We start from the raw sequence: 17,297 nt of genomic DNA on the forward strand, positions 1-17,297 counted from the left end.
ACTGAGTATTGGGTTAAAATGCAATAAAAAAGGTGGTCAGCATAGACCACCTTTTTTGCTTTAGAGTGTTTGAAACTAGTCTCTGTCGATGGCGAACGGCGACCATGCTTGGCGAGTCGGCATCACTTCAACGCGGTTGATGTTGATGTGATCAGGCAGCGTTGCGATATAGAACATCTGCTCTGCGATGTCTTCTGCCGAAAGTGGTGTGGTACCTTGGTAAAGGTTGTCTGATGCCATTTGGTTACCCTTAGTTCTCACTAGAGTAAATTCTGTTTCTGCGATGCCAGGGGAAAGGTCAGTCACACGCACACCAGTACCTTGAAGGTCGCAGCGTAGGTTATAACTAAACTGTTTTACAAACGCTTTACTTGCGCCATATACATGGCTTCCTGGATACGGCCATTGCCCAGCAATTGAGCCTACGTTGATGATTGAGCTGCCCGCACCGCTTTCAATTAACTTCGGAAGCAGAGCATGCGTGACATTGACTAATCCAGTGACATTCGTGTCGATCATAGTGTGCCAATCTTTTAAATCCACATCAGGTGCGCCTTCCGGTGCCAAGGCTAAGCCTGCATTGTTAACTAACGCTGTAATCGATGAAAACTCAGCGGGTAGCGAATCAACTGCTTTTTTTACGGCGTCTGCGTCTCGAACGTCGAGTTGAATCACATGTACAGGCACCGTCAATTCTTCCTTTAAGTCGAGCAATCTTTCGATACGACGACCCGACAATACGAGCGACCAATTGTCTTCTGCAAAGCGTTTTGCCGTTGCTTTACCAAATCCGGACGTCGCCCCTGTAATGAACGCTATCTTATCCATAAGTAAATCCTTCTAATTTGAAATTAACATAAGTAGTGCCATGCCGATAAGGATCGGCGCGGTCGTTGTTTTTGCAGGCAAGTGAGGTATTGATGTATACAGTTTCTGGCCTAATAAATTGCCAATCACAGCAGCCGGAAGTAACCATAAGCCTGTGGTAAACGTGTCTTGGTCGAATGCACCTATCCAAATAAATCCGCTTAATGAAACAGCAGAACTCAACAAGAAAAATACAATGGCGGTCGCTCTCTGCTCTTTGGCTTCAATAGTGAGATTCATTAAATACGTCACTAATGGAGGCCCGCCAGAAGAGGCTGCGGTCATACTGAAACCGGATATAGCTCCTGCCCAAAATGCGTGCCGCTGGTGTAACCATGTCAGGCGAAAATCCAAAATAATCAGTGCACCAGCGACCAAAGACATCATCGCGATAAAGGCCTTCAAGCCTGATTCCGATATCGTGCTAATGAAATACAGCGAGAAAGGCACCGCAACCAACATGCCAATACACAGCGGCGCAATAAGCCGGATATTGATGGTGGTTTTACTTCGCTTGAGTAGAGGAAAGGTACTTAAAAAGTCCAATAGGATAGCGATGATTACTGCTTGCAATGATGGAACGATAAAGCTGAGGGAGAGCGCTGCGATAATCGCAAACCCAAACCCTGAATAGCCTCGAACTACTCCTGCAAACAGAATCAATGTCATCGCTAATCCCACTTCCACTCTTGCTCACCTCTTTGCTTTTGATATTGCTGCTGCGTTAATTAGCGTTCGATGAGACTTGTCTCGTCTGCCTTTTAATCTATTAACACCTAAGAATTTTGAATAGAGCCAGATCGACGATTGGATTGGGTCAGGCTGTTGATTGGATCGGGGATGAGGTTTGAGCTGATTCACTGGCCCAAGATTTTGTTGAAACTGACACTATGAGTTGGGCTCTGTTTGGGACGAAGATTATTCCATCCGATAGCGCAGCCTTTTCAATCTCGTATTTCGCGCTTTGATAGACGAGAAAGACTGAAGCGAGAGGGTTGTGAATCTAGTTTTGTTTATGGAGACGATGAAATGGAAGTATCAACAGAACAGCTTGTAAACCAAGATATTATCGACCTCGACAAGAGCGTATTTCATTCTTGGTCGATTCAAGAAGCGGCAGAACCTATCGCTATCGCTGGTGGGCAAGGATGCAAAATGTGGGACTACGAAGGTAAGGAATACCTTGATTTTAGTAGCCAATTGGTTAACACCAACATTGGTCATCAGCATCCACAAGTGATTAAAGCCATTAAAGATCAGGCTGATTCATTGGTGACCGTTGCCCCTGCGACAGCAAACCTCACTCGTGGTTTGGCCGCTAAACGTATTTTGTCTAAAGCACCAAGCAAGTTTAAGAAGGTGTTCTTTACCAACGCAGGCGCAGATGCCAACGAAAATGCAATTCGTATGGCAAGACAGTTCACAGGACGCGATAAGGTGCTTTCTGCTTATCGCTCTTACCACGGAAATACCGGTACAGCGATTGCGGCGACGGGCGATTTTCGCCGTATTCCAAACGAGTATAGCCGTGGGCACGTTCACTTCTTCAATCCATTTCTCTATCGAAGCGAATTCAACGCGGCGACTGAGGCAGAAGAGAGTGAGCGTGCCCTACAGCATTTAGAGCGAGTGATTGAATGCGAAGGGCCAACAGCGATTGCGGCGATTATTCTAGAGACGATTCCGGGAACGGCGGGTTTCCTAATTCCACCGAAAGGCTACCTTATTGGCGTGCGTGAGCTTGCAACTAAATACGGTATTCAATTGATCTTTGATGAAGTCATGGTCGGTTTTGGTCGAACGGGTAAGTGGTTTGCGTTTGAGCACTTTAATGTCGTGCCGGATCTTATTACTTTCGCTAAAGGGGTTAACTCTGGTTATGTTCCGGCTGGTGGTGTGGTGGTCAGCGAACCGATCGTTGAGTACTTTAAGTCGAACTTCTTTATGGGTGGCTTAACGTATTCTGGTCACCCTCTAGCGATGGCTTCGATCGTTGCAACGCTCGATGTGATGGATCAAGAGGGCATTGTTACGCATGCAGATAATATCGGAAATAGCGTTCTTGGGCCGCTTCTGCTCAGCCTTCAAGAGCTGCATCCTATGATTGGTGATGTGCGCGGTAAAGGGATGTTCTGGGCGGTTGAATTGGTCGAAGATCGAGAAAGTAAAACGCCATTGAGCAATGAGAAAATGGGTCAATTGAAAGCGGAGCTAACGAAACGAGGCCTGCTAACCTTTATTGTTAATAATCGTATTCATGTAACTCCTCCTTTGGTTATCCAACCAAGCGAGATAAAGAAAGGCGTTAAGATCATTGATGATGTTTTGTGTGAGCTTGCATCTTAATTCTTCAACCAGATAACCAATAAAGAAACCAAGGCACTTTGATAAGGACTCCCCATTCTTGTTTAAGCGTCTGGCTTTTAGATTGTTATGTCGGTCTTAAAAAGAGCATCAATTGATGCTCTTTTTTACGTCATTATCTTTTTAATTCATGCTCATGGAGAGCGTCGGTAAAACAGCCCAAGTGATGCTAAATCTTCATTACCTCAGACAGCTCTTTAATGCCGGGAGCGATCAGATCTTTATCGATGGCGTGAAATCCTAATCGGAAATAAGAGTTGGGATCATATTCTGACAATGATTCACAGTCCGATTCCGTTTCGGTATTAGTCATAAAGTGTGAATACCCGGTTTCAATCAGTATCCCTTTCTGTGCGGCTCGTGAAGCCAGTCGCTGGCTATTAATGTGGCTCGGTGTTTGTAGCCATAATGAGTTGGCTTGCTCGCTTTGTGCGAGTCGTTTGCAATCAGGTAAATACTTTAAGACGGCATCATTGAGCAGCTTCCAACGTTGACGCGTGTTCTCTCTGAAGCGCCTCACAAAGCTGTCGTAATAGCCTTGTTCAATAAAATGTGCCACTTCCATTTGAATACGGCTTGGTGCATGTCGATACATTAATCGGCGCAAGATTCTTAAGTCATAAATCAGCTCTTCGGGTGCCACGATGTAGCCTAATCTCAAGCCGGGTGCCAATAGTTTGGAAAAGCTGCTGACGTAAATGACTCGGCCATCTTTATCATTAGCTTTAAGTGCCGGTTTTGGATTCCACTCAACATTGCACTCGGCATCGTAGTCATCTTCGATAATGATGGCATCATTGGCCTTTGCTATCTCAAGCAACTGAGTTCGACGTTCGTCACTCATGGTAACCCCAGTTGGCGCCTGATGGCTCGGAGTGACGTAGAAATGGTCACACAGCTATGAGTGTTCATTGAGTTTTAACCCCTGCTCATCTACTTGATGAGGGTGTAACTGCGCACCTGAGAGATTAAAAATGTGGTTTGCTTCTTTATAGCCGGGGTTCTCGACGCCGACTCGGCTTTGATCATTCATCAGTAAAGTTGAAAGCAGATAGAGCGCATTCTGTGAGCCCAACGTAATTAGGATTTCATCACTTTGAGCGTGGATGCCTCGTTGTGGTAGCACCCGTGTACGTATTTGTTCCACCAGCATATCGACGTCTTTATCTACTTTGTCGCACAGCCAGCGGTGGTCATGAGGATCTGAGGTCACTTTTCTTGTCGCTTCTCGCCATTGAGCCAATGGAAAGTCATTGATTGAAGGCTGGCCAAAAATAAACGGGTATTGATAGCAACTCCAGTGCGACGGTTTGACTATTCGTGGGTATTGACTTAATTGCAGCTTCACTCGTTTGCTCCAATCCGGTGCATTGTTGCTGTCTGTTGATTCAAAATGATCCAAGCTAGAGTCAATTTCATCGCTCGGATTTTGATACTTTTTTGATAAGTAATAACCACTGCGAGGTTTACTTATCAGGTAGCCATCGTCGAGTAAACTGTCGTACACCAAGGACACAGTATTGCGTGAAACACCTAATTGGCTAGAGAGCTTACGACAAGATGGGAGCGCTTGTTCAGCCGGAAAAATACCATTCAATATCGCTGTCACCAAATAGCTACGTACTTGTTCTTGCAGGCTTCTTTTGGAATCAAACTCGATGAAACAATTGTGATTTATCGCCATGAGATACAGTCCTTATTCTCAATGAACCTCAGTCCAATCTGTATAAAAGAGCAAGAAATGAGCCAGAATTTATATCAACTATCAACGGTGATTTTTTACTCTGTCTCGAACCCGAAAATTGCTCTGTCTCTTATATGAAAATGGCTCTGTCCCAATCTGAAAATTAAATTGGCTCTACGTCTTAGATGCATTCCGTTCATAAAGTAAAGGCAGGCAAATAATCTCGATAAGGAAAGCACATGAGACATGGAATGACGATGAAGGCATGGGTTTCAACAGCGGCTGCAACCGTCGTGCTGGGTTGTTTTGGTGTTGCACAAGCATCAGAACTTTCAGCCATCGAAAAGCAAGGCTTTATGAAAGTGGCGACAGAAGATAACTACTCACCATTCAACTACATTGACCGAGGCAAGCCTGCGGGGATCAATAAAGATCTACTTGATGAGCTGCGTGAATATTCAAAGTTCGATATTGAACAAGAGATTTTACCTTGGACAGGGTTGCTCGCCTCGGTATCTGCGGGTCAGTACGATGTGGCGCTAACGGGCGCAATCGTGACAGACGCCCGATTGAAGGTGTTTGACTTTACGCCGCCTATCGCTTCAGCACAGCACTATTTCTTAACCAGAGCGGATGCTGACGACATCAATACGGTGACGGATCTAGACGGTAAAACTGTTGGCTTGCAAGCGGGTAGTGCTTTGTTAGAACGACTGCCAGAGCTTGAAGAAATGCTCGAAGCACAGGGTAAATCTTTAGGTAAGGTCGTTCAGTACCAATCGTACCCAGAAGCGTATTCAGATTTAGCTATTGGCCGAATCGACTACGTCATCAATAGTGTGGTTTCGGTTAATGAGGTGGTGAAATCTAAGTCTAACTTCTTTAAAAAAGGTGAGGCGGTATCTGGCCCTGGCTTCGTAAGCTGGCCTGTTCCAAAAGAGAGTCCTGAGCTGTTGGCTTATCTCACTGAGTTTTTCATTCACCTAGAGCAAACAGGGAAAATGGCAGAGCTGCAGAAGAAGTGGTTCGGTGAATCGTTCGAGCATCTTCCTTCGGAAGCCATCACTTCAGTAGATCAGTATCACAAGCTAACAGCGGTCCAGTAGATCAGTAAGCACGTGCTGGCACAAACAGTTAACCGCTGTTTGTGCCGATGACAAAAGGGTCAGAGCGATTTAACCCATTTGTCATTCGCGCAAAAGCCTATTGCAAGAAGTCGCTTTTTAAAGAGGTCGTTTATGGATTATTACGCTTGGGAACAGCTGCTACGGGGCGCGTGGGCTACAACATGGATATCGGCAGTCTCGATTGTATTGGGTGTGGTGATCGGGCTAGCGATTGCCTTAATTCGAATGATGAAAATCCCGTTTGTCGATCAAATGTTGGGCATCTATGTCAGTTGGGCACGAGCAACACCTCTGGTGACTTTGGCTCTATTTATCTTTCTTTCGTTTCCCTCATTTGGCATCAATTTAGACAAACACGTTTCTGCCATTTTAGCGCTCACACTCAACACCTCAGCATTTAATGCGGAAATTTGGCGCAATGCCTTTCTCAACTTTTCAAAAGGGCAAATGGAAGCAGCCGAGGCTATTGGCATGAGGCGGCTGACTTATTTTCGCCGAATCATGTTCCCACAAATGGTGATCATGAGCCTACCTGCACTGGTCAATGAGATGTCGTTCTTAATCAAAGGCAGCCCTGCCATCGCGGTGATTGGTATTGTTGATTTAACCCGAGTAACGAATCGAATTTCAGCTGTGACCTATGAGCCTTTGGGACCAATTTTGTGTGCGGGTGTCTTGTACATGTTGATCATCGGGGTATTGGTGAAATTGCAATCTGTGGCTGAGAACAGAGCCAACTATCTTCAGCCGTAATCAGTCGCAGCAGTAATCAGTTTCCGCCGTCATTGTTTGAATCATTCATCGTCTGAAGCGGTAAAGGTTGAGTCGCTATCACTACTTGAACCGTGAGTACTGCTTGATCCGAGACTACTGCTTGTTCAATGGCGACTATTTGGTCAGAAACACGATTTATCTGCGTATTGAAGTGTTGTCTCGTAGGTAAATTTAAGGAGTAAATATGGAAGAATGGAATATTATCTGGCAACAAAAAGAGCTGTTTGCTTCTGGTTTTGTGACCACGTTTTATCTTTTTGTCTCGTCTTCAATCTTGAGTTTCGTCATAGGTATTGGTTTGTTGTACTGTCTCGAAAACTCGAGACTCGGTGTTAAGTACACCATCAACAGTTTGATCGGCATGATGCGTACTTTACCGTTTCTGATCTTAGCCTACCTGCTCTATTACGGTTTGCCTCAGGTTGGTATTCGATTGGACGCAGTGACAGCGGGAATCATAGCGCTCAGTCTCTATCATGGTACGTATTTCTGTGAGATTTTCCGCGGTGTGCGTAAAGGTTTAGAGCCTGGTTACATCGAAGCAGCGCACGCTTATGGCTTTTCTAAGCTGAAAACCTTCACCCGAGTTATTGCTCCTAATGTCTTGTTCAAGTCGGTTCCTCTGATCACTAACCAACTCATCATCTGCTTAAAAGACACCGCATTTCTCAGCATTATTACGGTCGCTGAAATTACTGCGGCAGCTAACAGTATTCAATCCACATATTTTATCCCATTGAATGCGTTCATCATTGCTATCGCGCTCTACTGGGCTGTGAGTATTGCACTTGAAACCATCACCAAACGAATCCAAACCAAAGTTGAACTTAGAGGGCTTAGCCATGCTTAAACAATCAGAGATTATTGAAACAGAAGCACCGATTAACCCCTCTTTGGGAGTGAGTTTGGAAGTGATTGAGTGCGAGCCACTGTTGGAAGAGCGTGAGACGATCATCAACATTGAAAACTTGTCGAAACAGTTTGATGGCATCGAAGTATTACGAGACATCAACCTCACTATCAACAAAGGCGATGTGGTCAGTATTCTCGGTTCGTCAGGGTCGGGCAAATCGACGTTATTGCGCTGCATGAATTGGCTAGAGCAGCCAGAGCGCGGCACGATTTTTATGGGTGATGAACGCATTGGGATCAACTCTGAAACGGGTAAACCTCTCAAATACAAAGAGTTAGCGAAACTCAGAGAGCGCCTTGGCATGGTATTTCAAAGCTTCAACTTATGGCCGCATCTCACCGTGTTGCAAAACGTGATGGAAGCGCTGGTTCATGTTAAGAAGATAGCGAAATCTGACGCAGAGGAGATGGCTCGTAAGCAACTTGATAAGGTTGGCATGTCTCACAAGCTAGAGAGTTATCCAAGTATGTTATCGGGTGGACAAAAGCAACGTGTCGCTATTGCTAGGGCGCTCGCGATGGAGCCGGATGTGTTGCTGTTTGATGAGCCAACCTCCGCGCTCGACCCTGAATTGGTCGAAGAGGTGTTACTGGTAATGAAGAAGCTATCGCAAGAGGGTTACACCATGGTAGTGGTGACTCATGAGATGGAATTCGCGCGTCAGGTGTCGGATCAAGTGGTGTTTCTTGAGAAGGGTATATTGATTGAAAAATCCAACCCAGAGAAGTTTTTCACTAACCCAGATTCATCAAGGGTAAGACAGTTCCTTAAGCTCGATTCATGAGCTAGATGGCTTGCACAACTTCAAGGCTCGACCGTTAAAAACTCCGACCTAATCAGTCGGAGTTTTTGTATGTGTGGGGTTCTTCTCTCAAGCAGGCACAGCATTACCCAATGCTATCAATATGGATCACCACAGAATCGGGTCGCCAGTATTCCAGTTCGCAGTCCATTAACTCACCATCTTGTTTGTAGTTCACTCGGCAGATCTTAAGAACAGACTGGCCCTCTGCCAAATTCAATGCCTTGGCGACATGGGCAGGGGCAGAAGTGGGAATCACATCAAAGCGAGAGCGTTGGGTCTCGTAGCCGTATTTTTCTCGGTAGATACCTGTCAGCGACATAGTGAGGTTTTCTGACAACACCTTTTCAAACAGTGGCGCTTTCAAGACGTTTTCAACGAACAGTACCGCTCTGCCATCAATAAATCGCAATCGCTCAATCACGTGTATCGGGGTGATCTGTTCTATTTCTAATGCTTTGGCGTAAGCGCCAGCGGCCATCTCTGTACGGGTGCTCAGCAGTCTGGTTTCTGCGATACGGTGTTGTTCACGAATCATTTGATGAAAGTGAGAACGCGACAATGGGTTATAGCGAATTCGTTCGGGCGACACATACCAACCTCGGCGCTCTTCTCGGTATATGAGGCCTTCAGTTTCTAACGACACCAACGCATCTTTGAGTGTGATTCGTGTGGTGGAAAATAGCTCGCTGAGCTCTCTTTCGGATGGCAGCTTTTGCCCTTCGGTGAAGATGCCAGATTGAAGTTGTTCTCTGATGCTCGCCTTAATTCTGCCTAGCTGTGTCCCTGATTGCCCTGTACCCAATGTTCTCATTACTGATCTAGTCCATAAGTTCGTGTGCTCAATAAGGTAAACCACGGAGTTAACAGGAATGTGACAGTAAACAAAGGCTTACTGTCATATAAGTGAAATATAACTGCCACACAAATGCATCCTAACTGTCAAATAACTTGCGCGAAAGCGTCACACTCCGGCGATAGCATACAAAACGAACTTACTGATCTAGTCCAGAGGGATAGAGACAATGAAAACTTTGCTTAGCCGTTCAACTGTATCGCCAAGAAAACTGATGGGTTCACCTACAAAGCTAATAGGTGCGACGCTAATAACGGCAACACTTTCAATGCCAGCGATGGCAAAGGATGCCGATCTTGAATCACTGGTAAAAGCCGCTCAAAAAGAAGGTGCGGTTTACAGTGTGGGTATGCCAGACAGTTGGGCAAACTGGAAAGGCACATGGGCAGACCTGAAAGCAAACTACGGTTTGAAGCATCAGGATACTGACATGAGCTCAGCGCAAGAGATCTCGAAATTTGAAGCAGAGAAGAAAAACGCAACCGCTGATATTGGTGATGTGGGTTTCGCATTTGCACGTGTGGCAGTGAAGAAAAACGTCACTCAGCCATACAAACCAACCACTTGGAATGATATTCCAGACTGGGCGAAAGACAAAGATGGTCACTGGGCTCTGGCTTACACCGGTACTATCTCGTTCATCTCAAACAATAACCTTGTTGAAGATGCGCCGAAAACTTGGAGTGATCTACTAGAAGGTGACTACAAAGTAACAGTGGGCGATGTTGGCGTAGCAGCGCAAGCAAACAACGCGATTCTAGCGGCTGCGTTTGCTAACGGTGGTGACGAGTCAAATCTAAAGCCGGCGATTAAATTCTTTGGCGAGCTAGCGAAGCAAGGCCGTCTGTCTTACACAGACCCAAGCATCGCGAACCTTGAAAAAGGTGAAGTGGAAGTGGCAATCATGTGGGACTTCAATGCACTGAACTACCGCGACACGATTGACCGTGAGCGTTTCACGGTGAGTATTCCACAAGATGGTTCGGTGATCTCTGGTTACACCACCATCATCAACAAATACGCGCAAAACCCGAATGCGGCGAAGTTGGCTCGTGAATATATCTTTAGCGACCAAGGCCAAATCAACCTAGCAGAAGGTTACGCACGTCCAATCCGTAGCAACATTACGCTGCCTAAATCAGTACAAGACAAGCTGATCTCAAACGATGAATACAGCAACGTTCACCCAGTGACTGACTTCTCAGCATGGGAAAAATCAGCACGTCGCCTGCCACGTCAATGGCAAGAAAGTGTATTGATTCACCAGCAATAATCCGTATTCAAAACAAGCAATAGAGAATAGACCATGAGCAATAAGGTTATCCTTGTTGTTCTAGATGGACTGAACTATCAGGTAGCCCGTGATTGCATGGGCTACCTGAACGGTCTTCTAGAACTAAGTGATATGCAGACAAAACAGGGCGATTCGCAAAGCAACCAAGGCGATTTGCACAATAAACAGAGCAACTTGCAAAACATGAGCACGCAAAAAAATAAGCTGCGTGCCACGCTTTATCCTGTGCAATGTGAACTGCCATCTATGTCACGCCCACTGTATGAGTGCATTTTAACGGGAGTTCGCCCTGTTGATAGTGGCATCGTTAACAATCAAATCGTGCGCTTGTCGAATCACGAGTCGATCTTTAGCTTGGCTAAATCGCAAGGCAAAGTGACGGCTGCAGCGGCCTATCACTGGGTGAGCGAGCTTTATAATCGAGCGCCATTTGATGCCGTACGCGACCGTTTCACCAACGATGAAAGCATGAACATCCAACATGGTTGTTTCTACCATTGGGACCACTACCCAGATGAAGCCTTGTTCTTGGATGCAGAGCATCTGCGCGTCACTCATCAACCTGATTTCTTACTGATTCACCCAATGAACATTGACGACATGGGGCACAAGTATGGGCTGGATTCTCGCCAGTACCGTAACAGTGCTCGTGGCGCGGATATCTACCTGTCGAATTACCTTGAGAAGTGGGTAGATGATGGCTATCAGGTGATCATCACCAGTGACCACGGCATGAACAATGACTTGTCTCACGGTGGCATTTTTCCTGAAGAACGCGAAGTACCCTTCTTTGTGATTGGCGATAAGTTCACACACCAAGAATGTTCAGTGAAACAGACCGACATCTGCGGCAGCGTGTGTCAGTTACTCAACCTTGAACACGATAAATCTTACACTCAGGAATTGTTGGCCCTATGAGCAGTTCTGTAATCATGCAGAGCGATGGCGCTGCGCTTAAACCCAAAACCAAATCTTTGTTTCAACGCTTCAAGCCCGCTTTGTGGCTTGCGCCTTTCGCACTGTTTTTCTACCTGTTCCAACTGGCACCTATGGTTTGGGTGCTGATTAATAGCTTCTTCTATGACGACGAGCTCTCTCTCGAAAACTACGCCGAAGTCTTCGATTCTGCTTTCATGATGCAGGCCTTCGGCAACAGTTTGTGGCTGTCGATTTGGTCGAGCATTGTTGGCTTGGCGATTGCGACTCTGTTGGTCTCTTCACTGCGCCGTGTTGATTCTAAAATCCGCGATGCGGTGATTGCCTTCACCAACATGAGCAGTAATTTTTCTGGTGTTCCGTTGTCTTTCGCTTTCATCATCATCCTTGGCACAAACGGTGCAATCACCTTGCTGCTAAAGCAGTACGGGCTATTGGGCGATTTTGACTTGTATGGAAAGTGGGGCTTGCTGGCGATTTACATCTACTTCCAGATCCCATTGGCGGTGTTGTTGCTTTATCCAGCGTTCGATGCCTTGAGTGATGACTGGCAAGCGGCCTCGGCACTACTTGGCGCGAGAACCTGGCAATACTGGACCAAAATAGCGCTTCCTGTGTTGTCGCCTGCCCTGCTTGGCACCTTTATCATCTTGATTGCTAACGCGATTGGCGCGTATGCGAGCGTGTATGCGTTAACCTCGGGCAACTACAATGTGATTACGATTCGTATCGCGAGCTTGGTATCGGGCGACTTGTTCTTAGAGCCTAACCTAGCCGCAGCAATCTCCGTAATTCTGATGGCGATGCTGGCCTTTATTACCGTGATTAACCAATGGCTGATCAGCAAAAGCTACGCAGGGAAGAGAAAGTAATGAACACCGTCAATACTCGCTTTCACAAAACGGTTGTCTATTCGATTGTCGGCATCATGATGATCCCGATCTTAGCGACCTTTATCTACTCGATCTCTTCTCGATGGGGCGCAACGATCCTGCCGGATGGCTTCACGTTGGATTGGTACATCAACCTGTTGACGGATCCTCGCTTCTTGCAAGCCTTTGGTCGTTCACTGTTTATCTGCGTGGCGGCACTGTCATTGAGTGTGGTGTTGGTTCTACCTGCAATTTTCGTGGTGTTTTACTATTTCCCGAAGCTCGACAAGGTAATGAATATCCTTATCTTACTGCCGTTCGCGGTGCCGCCTGTGGTGTCATCGGTTGGTTTACTTCAATTGTATGCAGACAGCGAAATCTCACTGATAGGCACGCCGTGGATTTTGATTGGCACCTATTTCACCATCGCGCTGCCATTCATGTATCGCGCGATTGCCAACAGCTTTGAAGCGATTAACTTGCATGACTTGATGGACGCAGCACACCTATTAGGTGCAAGCACCACCAAGGCATTCTTGTTGATTATTCTGCCAAACCTTAAGAAAGGCTTAATGGCGTCACTGTTCTTGTCGTTCTCGTTCCTATTGGGCGAGTTCGTGTTCGCCAACATTTTAGTAGGAACACGCTATGAGACACTGCAAATTTACCTATACAACATGCGTCAAACCAGTGGTCACTTTACGTCAGCCCTTGTGATGACGTACTTCCTGTTTATTTTCTTACTGACTTGGTTGGCAAGTCGTTTCAGCCAGGGAACCAAATAATGAGTTATGTAAATGCGAAAAACCTCACCAAGCGCTTTGGTGATAATACGGTGTTTGAAGACATTGAATTTTCCATCGATAAGGGTGAGTTCATTACTCTGCTTGGCCCGAGTGGCTGCGGTAAATCAACGCTGCTGCGCAGTTTGGCGGGCTTAAATCCTGTGGATGGTGGCGAGATCTGGGTTAACGGCGAAGAGATTACTCACCAAGTCCCGCAACAACGAGGCATCGGCATGGTGTTTCAATCTTATGCGCTGTTCCCGAACATGACGGTTGAAGGCAACATTGCGTTTGGCCTCAAGATGAAAAAGCTTGCTGCTGACGAGATTAAGCGCGAAGTCGCGAAAGTGATTGGGCTGGTGGATTTAACGGGCAAAGAGAAGTTCTACCCGCATCAGCTATCAGGCGGTCAGCGTCAGCGTGTGGCTTTGGCAAGAGCCTTGGTGGTCAAACCGCGTATTTTGTTGTTGGATGAGCCGCTTTCAGCGTTGGATGCGAAGATCCGCAAACACCTACGCCAACAGATCCGAGATATTCAAAAAGAGATGAACCTGACCACGATCTTCGTGACCCACGATCAAGAAGAGGCGATGATCATGTCTGACCGTATCTTCTTGATGAATAAAGGCGAGATCGTGCAAGCCGGCACACCCGAAGAGATCTACACTCAACCTGCCAATGAATTCGTGGCGGGGTTCATGGGGCACTACAATCTGGTGCAAGCGAACAAAGCCAAACAACTATTCAATATTGAAACCGAATGGAAAGTGGCGATTCGTCCTGAGTCTATCTATGTGAAAGAGCAAGGCCGACAATATGGCGAACATATCTCTGCGCCGAAAACGGGCACTATTCGCAACCACCAGCTGCTGGGTAACGTGATTCGCTACCAAGTGGACGTTGATGAGTGCGAATTAACGGTCGACCTACTTAACCGTTCCTCTGAACGACTGTTGGCCAATGGCAGCCAACTTGAACTCCTGTTTAACCTTAACGAAATTCAACCCGTGAGAGCCTAAGATGTTCAAACCTTTGTATGTATTTGATATGGATGAAACCCTGATCAATGCTGACGCAGCGATGCTTTGGAATGAGTTCTTGGTTGAAAAGGGCATTGCCACAGCGCCTAACTTTATCGAAGAAGATAAGCGCTTAATGGGCCTGTATTCGGAAGGTAAACTGAACATGGAAGATTACCTAACATTCTCCATGCAGCCTTTAGCCGATATGCCAACAGAGCAAGTTACAGCATTGGTCGAAGAGTGTGTCGAGCACTATATTTTGCCTAGACAGTTCAAGCAGTCGAAACCCTTGATTGAGCAGCTAGATCGCGACAACATCGATATGTTGATCATCTCTGCTAGCGTGACTTTCTTAGTAGAAGCCGTGGGTCGTAAGGTGGGTATCGAGAATGCACTCGGTATCGACTTAGTAGAAAGCCAAGGTCGTTTTACGTCTGAAATCTTAGGTGTGCCAAGTTACCGAGAAGGTAAAGTGACTCGCTTAAAAGAGTGGTTAGATAAGCAAGAAACCAATTACTCAGACATCCACTTTTATACCGATTCAATCAATGACTTACCTTTGTGTGAACACGCTGATTTTGCCTATCTGGTGAATCCGTGTCCGCGTTTAAAAGCAATAGCCGATCAACCGAATTGGTCGATTGTCGACTGGGATTAACGCTGATCCCATCTTTGAGTTATGTTCGCTTTAGAACGAAAAAAGTCGCTGATGAAAGCGGCTTTTTGATTCGTATTATTCTATTTCTAGTTTGTAACCTATCCCGTAAATGGATTTGATGTAGTCACATTTTTCATTTATCGAGACCATTTTTTTGCGTAAGTTTTTAATATGGCTATCGATAGTGCGATCACTGACTATTCTTCTATCGTCGTAGATTTTATCAATCAATTGATCGCGACTATAAATGCGGCCAACATTTTGATAGAGAAGGTGCAAAAGCCGAAACTCAGCTGGCGTTAAACTTAGCTTAATACCACATAGGACGGCGGTCATACTCAATTCATCAATATCAATGGCGTTCGTTGTTGACGTGGTTTGGGGCTTGTTGGAACGGCGCAAAATATTTTTCACCCTCACGACCACTTCTCTCGGGCTGTACGGCTTACATATATAATCATCTGCACCCAATTCAAGCCCAACGAGTCGGTCAATCTCTTCGACCTTAGCTGTCGCCATAACCACAGGGATGTCACTGAACGTTCTCAGCTCTCGATAAATATCCAACCCGTCTCTGTTGGGTAGCATTAGGTCGAGAATAATGAGTTTAGGCGATGCTTGTTTTACCCAGTCAATGACAAGGTTACCATCGATAATATGATGACTTTCAAGGCCAGAGTGCTCTAAGTACTCACACAGTACACTTGCTAATGCAGGCTCATCTTCGACGACTAAAATCACGATTTTATTTCCTTTGGTAACGCTATGATGATTCGTAGTCCACCCAATTCTGAGTGGTCGGCAGTAATGTGTCCTTGGTGCGCTTCAACGATATTTTTACAGATAGATAAGCCAAGCCCAGAACCGCCACTTGAGCGACTGCGCGATTTATCAACGCGGTAAAGCCTCTCAAACAAACGCGGAAGTGATGCATCAGGTACACCTGGATCACTGTCTTCAACGTTGATAATAATACTATCACTAATGTCGGTAACATCTATCGATACATGCCCATTATCGCCAGTGTATCGCGCGCTATTTTCTAACAGATTCACAAACAGTTGTGTCAGTAATCTCTCATCACACGAGGTAAACAGTTGGACCGAATGGTCATAGTGCTTTGTTAATGTGATGTTTTTCTGTTCTAAACGGATCGAGTTTTGAACGATCACAGAATCAATCAGTTTATGTATATCAACGTTGTTTTTAACATTAAGGTTAAATCCGATGTCATACAGGGAGAGTTGGTGAAGATCCTCAACGAGTTGACCCAACGTGATGATTTGTTGATGTAACGAGTCGATGTATTTTGGCTCAGGTGATCGAATACCGTCTTGTAGCGCTTCTAGTTCACTTCTCAGCACGGTGATAGGCGTTCTAAGTTCATGTGAAATATCCGATAACCACTGTTCTCTAAGTGTTTTCTGTTTTCTTAGTGTCTCGACAACACCGTTGAATATTCCGATGAGATCGGACAATTCATCATTGCCGCTTTTTTCAATGTAGAAATCGAGATCGCCATTTTCGATAGATTTGGCACCTTTCGACAAAGCACGCAATGGTTTCAAAAATCGCCTAACAAGAAACAAAGAGATAAGGAATGAAAGCAACACAGTAATCGATGCGATAGTGCTTACATGCGTCGTTTGTTGTTTGAAAAAGCTTTCTGCCAAAGGCCCTGATATTTCATCCATCTGAACGATGGAGATATACCCAATAACTTGATCATCCCGTGTTATTTCGACTAGCGCTTGATGCTGACCATCTTCAAGGTGATGTAGGTTTTCAGGCGGTCCAATTATGGCTCGCCCGTTTTGATCTAAAATGTTGAGTCGTTGCCAAATAGGTTGAAGGTCTGGCGCTTCCGGCTCTCTTAATGGTGGTGGCGATGGGTGTCTGTCACGAGGATGTGGTCGTGAGGGGCCGCCAATGCTACTGGCGATTAAATGTGGTTCACGCTCTAGCCGCCTCCATTTTTCGGAAGGTGAGTAATATTGCTTTAAGTTATTGGCGAGTTCTTGAGCTAGGGCAATCTCATTATTATTTGTGAAATCTTGGAGCCCTCTTTGAAAACTGGAGTTAATAAAATAGGTCAGTACAAAGAGCATGGTCACGCACACCATTAGTATTGAAACAAACAGTTTGGTGAAAATTGATATGCGCACGTTCTCTCCAGAAATTAAAGTGAATTAAGACGATAGAGTGAGTTAAGACAATAAAATGAGATAAACCGATATTAGTCCCCGATCGTGTGGGAAATATGGACATTGATTTCTTTATTCATCTTAGGCCATCTATAAGCACTCTTTTGTTAGAAACGAATAGCGAGCTGACAGGGTGCTA

Annotated in this window: 16 protein-coding genes and 1 pseudogene; 11 read left to right on the forward strand and 6 right to left on the reverse strand. The window is 45.6% G+C overall.

The genetic code is table 11. The features are described 5' to 3' along the window. Nucleotides 1-75: 75 nt before the first annotated feature. Both OCV36_RS24420 and OCV36_RS24425 read right to left on the reverse strand, forming a co-directional pair. Complete coding sequence (locus OCV36_RS24420) at nucleotides 76-828, reverse strand: SDR family NAD(P)-dependent oxidoreductase (protein ID WP_135454083.1); 753 nt, start codon at nucleotides 826-828, stop codon at nucleotides 76-78. Nucleotides 829-840: 12 nt separating this feature from the next. Continuing rightward, nucleotides 841-1,536 (reverse strand): sulfite exporter TauE/SafE family protein, encoded by a 696-nt coding sequence (locus tag OCV36_RS24425; RefSeq protein ID WP_135454456.1) that lies wholly within the window; start codon nucleotides 1,534-1,536, stop codon nucleotides 841-843. A 360-nt stretch (nucleotides 1,537-1,896) separates the two neighbouring features. Here OCV36_RS24425 and OCV36_RS24430 point away from each other — a divergent pair, with 360 nt between their 5' ends. Then, entirely contained in the window at nucleotides 1,897-3,213 is a 1,317-nt protein-coding gene (locus tag OCV36_RS24430; protein WP_135454081.1) for an aspartate aminotransferase family protein, read from the forward strand. Between the two features lie 187 nt (nucleotides 3,214-3,400). Here the strand turns inward: OCV36_RS24430 and pdxR are convergent. Further along, nucleotides 3,401-4,915: pseudogene (gene pdxR, locus OCV36_RS24435) on the reverse strand (MocR-like pyridoxine biosynthesis transcription factor PdxR). 239 nt (nucleotides 4,916-5,154) lie between these two features. Here pdxR and OCV36_RS24440 point away from each other — a divergent pair. The 4 genes from OCV36_RS24440 (at nucleotide 5,155) to OCV36_RS24455 (ending at nucleotide 8,513) form a co-directional block, all read left to right on the forward strand. Then, nucleotides 5,155-6,021, forward strand: coding sequence for a transporter substrate-binding domain-containing protein (locus OCV36_RS24440; RefSeq protein ID WP_135454079.1), 867 nt, complete (start codon nucleotides 5,155-5,157; stop codon nucleotides 6,019-6,021). 132 nt (nucleotides 6,022-6,153) lie between these two features. Beyond that, nucleotides 6,154-6,795: an amino acid ABC transporter permease gene (locus OCV36_RS24445; protein ID WP_135454077.1), complete on the forward strand. Its 642-nt coding sequence runs from the start codon at nucleotides 6,154-6,156 to the stop codon at nucleotides 6,793-6,795. Between the two features lie 205 nt (nucleotides 6,796-7,000). Next, the gene (locus OCV36_RS24450; protein WP_135454075.1) at nucleotides 7,001-7,666 is read left to right on the forward strand and encodes an amino acid ABC transporter permease; all 666 of its coding nucleotides are present in this window, start codon (nucleotides 7,001-7,003) and stop codon (nucleotides 7,664-7,666) included. Further along, nucleotides 7,659-8,513: an amino acid ABC transporter ATP-binding protein gene (locus OCV36_RS24455; protein ID WP_135454073.1), complete on the forward strand. Its 855-nt coding sequence runs from the start codon at nucleotides 7,659-7,661 to the stop codon at nucleotides 8,511-8,513. Before OCV36_RS24450 ends, OCV36_RS24455 begins: the two co-directional genes overlap by 8 nt. 103 nt (nucleotides 8,514-8,616) lie before the next feature. Here OCV36_RS24455 and OCV36_RS24460 read toward each other — a convergent pair whose 3' ends face one another. Then, nucleotides 8,617-9,345, reverse strand: coding sequence for a UTRA domain-containing protein (locus OCV36_RS24460; RefSeq protein ID WP_135454071.1), 729 nt, complete (start codon nucleotides 9,343-9,345; stop codon nucleotides 8,617-8,619). Between the two features lie 211 nt (nucleotides 9,346-9,556). On the opposite strand from OCV36_RS24460, the gene OCV36_RS24465 reads away from it, so the two are divergent. Genes OCV36_RS24465 through OCV36_RS24490 form a run of 6 tightly spaced genes read left to right on the forward strand, consistent with a single transcriptional unit; the run spans nucleotide 9,557 to nucleotide 14,954 of the window. Next, the gene (locus OCV36_RS24465; protein ID WP_017075612.1) at nucleotides 9,557-10,660 is read left to right on the forward strand and encodes an ABC transporter substrate-binding protein; all 1,104 of its coding nucleotides are present in this window, start codon (nucleotides 9,557-9,559) and stop codon (nucleotides 10,658-10,660) included. 33 nt (nucleotides 10,661-10,693) lie between these two features. Continuing rightward, complete coding sequence (locus OCV36_RS24470) at nucleotides 10,694-11,599, forward strand: alkaline phosphatase family protein (protein WP_135454069.1); 906 nt, start codon at nucleotides 10,694-10,696, stop codon at nucleotides 11,597-11,599. Then, nucleotides 11,596-12,489 carry an ABC transporter permease gene (locus OCV36_RS24475; protein WP_065206520.1) on the forward strand — a complete coding sequence of 298 codons (894 nt, stop codon included), beginning with the start codon at nucleotides 11,596-11,598 and terminating at the stop codon, nucleotides 12,487-12,489. The genes OCV36_RS24470 and OCV36_RS24475 overlap by 4 nt, the downstream gene beginning before the upstream one ends. Next, nucleotides 12,489-13,274 carry an ABC transporter permease gene (locus OCV36_RS24480; protein ID WP_004732591.1) on the forward strand — a complete coding sequence of 262 codons (786 nt, stop codon included), beginning with the start codon at nucleotides 12,489-12,491 and terminating at the stop codon, nucleotides 13,272-13,274. The genes OCV36_RS24475 and OCV36_RS24480 overlap by 1 nt, the downstream gene beginning before the upstream one ends. Then, nucleotides 13,274-14,293, forward strand: coding sequence for an ABC transporter ATP-binding protein (locus OCV36_RS24485; protein WP_135454067.1), 1,020 nt, complete (start codon nucleotides 13,274-13,276; stop codon nucleotides 14,291-14,293). Before OCV36_RS24480 ends, OCV36_RS24485 begins: the two co-directional genes overlap by 1 nt. 1 nt (nucleotide 14,294) lies before the next feature. Continuing rightward, nucleotides 14,295-14,954: an HAD family hydrolase gene (locus OCV36_RS24490; RefSeq protein WP_017075608.1), complete on the forward strand. Its 660-nt coding sequence runs from the start codon at nucleotides 14,295-14,297 to the stop codon at nucleotides 14,952-14,954. A 75-nt stretch (nucleotides 14,955-15,029) separates the two neighbouring features. Here the strand turns inward: OCV36_RS24490 and OCV36_RS24495 are convergent, their stop codons facing one another. Further along, the gene (locus OCV36_RS24495; RefSeq protein ID WP_135454065.1) at nucleotides 15,030-15,695 is read right to left on the reverse strand and encodes a response regulator; all 666 of its coding nucleotides are present in this window, start codon (nucleotides 15,693-15,695) and stop codon (nucleotides 15,030-15,032) included. After that, nucleotides 15,692-17,062, reverse strand: a complete 1,371-nt coding sequence (locus OCV36_RS24500; RefSeq protein ID WP_135454454.1) for an ATP-binding protein — start codon at nucleotides 17,060-17,062, stop codon at nucleotides 15,692-15,694. The genes OCV36_RS24495 and OCV36_RS24500 overlap by 4 nt, the downstream gene beginning before the upstream one ends. Nucleotides 17,063-17,297 lie beyond the last annotated feature (235 nt).

The organism is Vibrio echinoideorum (assembly GCF_024347455.1).
Lineage (GTDB): Bacteria > Pseudomonadota > Gammaproteobacteria > Enterobacterales > Vibrionaceae > Vibrio > Vibrio echinoideorum.

Excerpts from the sequence above, each read along its gene's own strand:
- OCV36_RS24420 (WP_135454083.1), bottom strand. The coding sequence starts at position 828 with ATGGATAAGATAGCGTTCATTACAGGGGCGACGTCCGGATTTGGTAAA.
- OCV36_RS24425 (WP_135454456.1), bottom strand. The coding sequence starts at position 1,536 with ATGACATTGATTCTGTTTGCAGGAGTAGTTCGAGGCTATTCAGGGTTT.
- OCV36_RS24430 (WP_135454081.1), top strand. The coding sequence starts at position 1,897 with ATGGAAGTATCAACAGAACAGCTTGTAAACCAAGATATTATCGACCTC.
- OCV36_RS24440 (WP_135454079.1), top strand. The coding sequence starts at position 5,155 with ATGAGACATGGAATGACGATGAAGGCATGGGTTTCAACAGCGGCTGCA.
- OCV36_RS24445 (WP_135454077.1), top strand. The coding sequence starts at position 6,154 with ATGGATTATTACGCTTGGGAACAGCTGCTACGGGGCGCGTGGGCTACA.
- OCV36_RS24450 (WP_135454075.1), top strand. The coding sequence starts at position 7,001 with ATGGAAGAATGGAATATTATCTGGCAACAAAAAGAGCTGTTTGCTTCT.
- OCV36_RS24455 (WP_135454073.1), top strand. The coding sequence starts at position 7,659 with ATGCTTAAACAATCAGAGATTATTGAAACAGAAGCACCGATTAACCCC.
- OCV36_RS24460 (WP_135454071.1), bottom strand. The coding sequence starts at position 9,345 with ATGAGAACATTGGGTACAGGGCAATCAGGGACACAGCTAGGCAGAATT.
- OCV36_RS24465 (WP_017075612.1), top strand. The coding sequence starts at position 9,557 with ATGAAAACTTTGCTTAGCCGTTCAACTGTATCGCCAAGAAAACTGATG.
- OCV36_RS24470 (WP_135454069.1), top strand. The coding sequence starts at position 10,694 with ATGAGCAATAAGGTTATCCTTGTTGTTCTAGATGGACTGAACTATCAG.
- OCV36_RS24475 (WP_065206520.1), top strand. The coding sequence starts at position 11,596 with ATGAGCAGTTCTGTAATCATGCAGAGCGATGGCGCTGCGCTTAAACCC.
- OCV36_RS24480 (WP_004732591.1), top strand. The coding sequence starts at position 12,489 with ATGAACACCGTCAATACTCGCTTTCACAAAACGGTTGTCTATTCGATT.
- OCV36_RS24485 (WP_135454067.1), top strand. The coding sequence starts at position 13,274 with ATGAGTTATGTAAATGCGAAAAACCTCACCAAGCGCTTTGGTGATAAT.
- OCV36_RS24490 (WP_017075608.1), top strand. The coding sequence starts at position 14,295 with ATGTTCAAACCTTTGTATGTATTTGATATGGATGAAACCCTGATCAAT.
- OCV36_RS24500 (WP_135454454.1), bottom strand. The coding sequence starts at position 17,062 with ATGCTCTTTGTACTGACCTATTTTATTAACTCCAGTTTTCAAAGAGGG.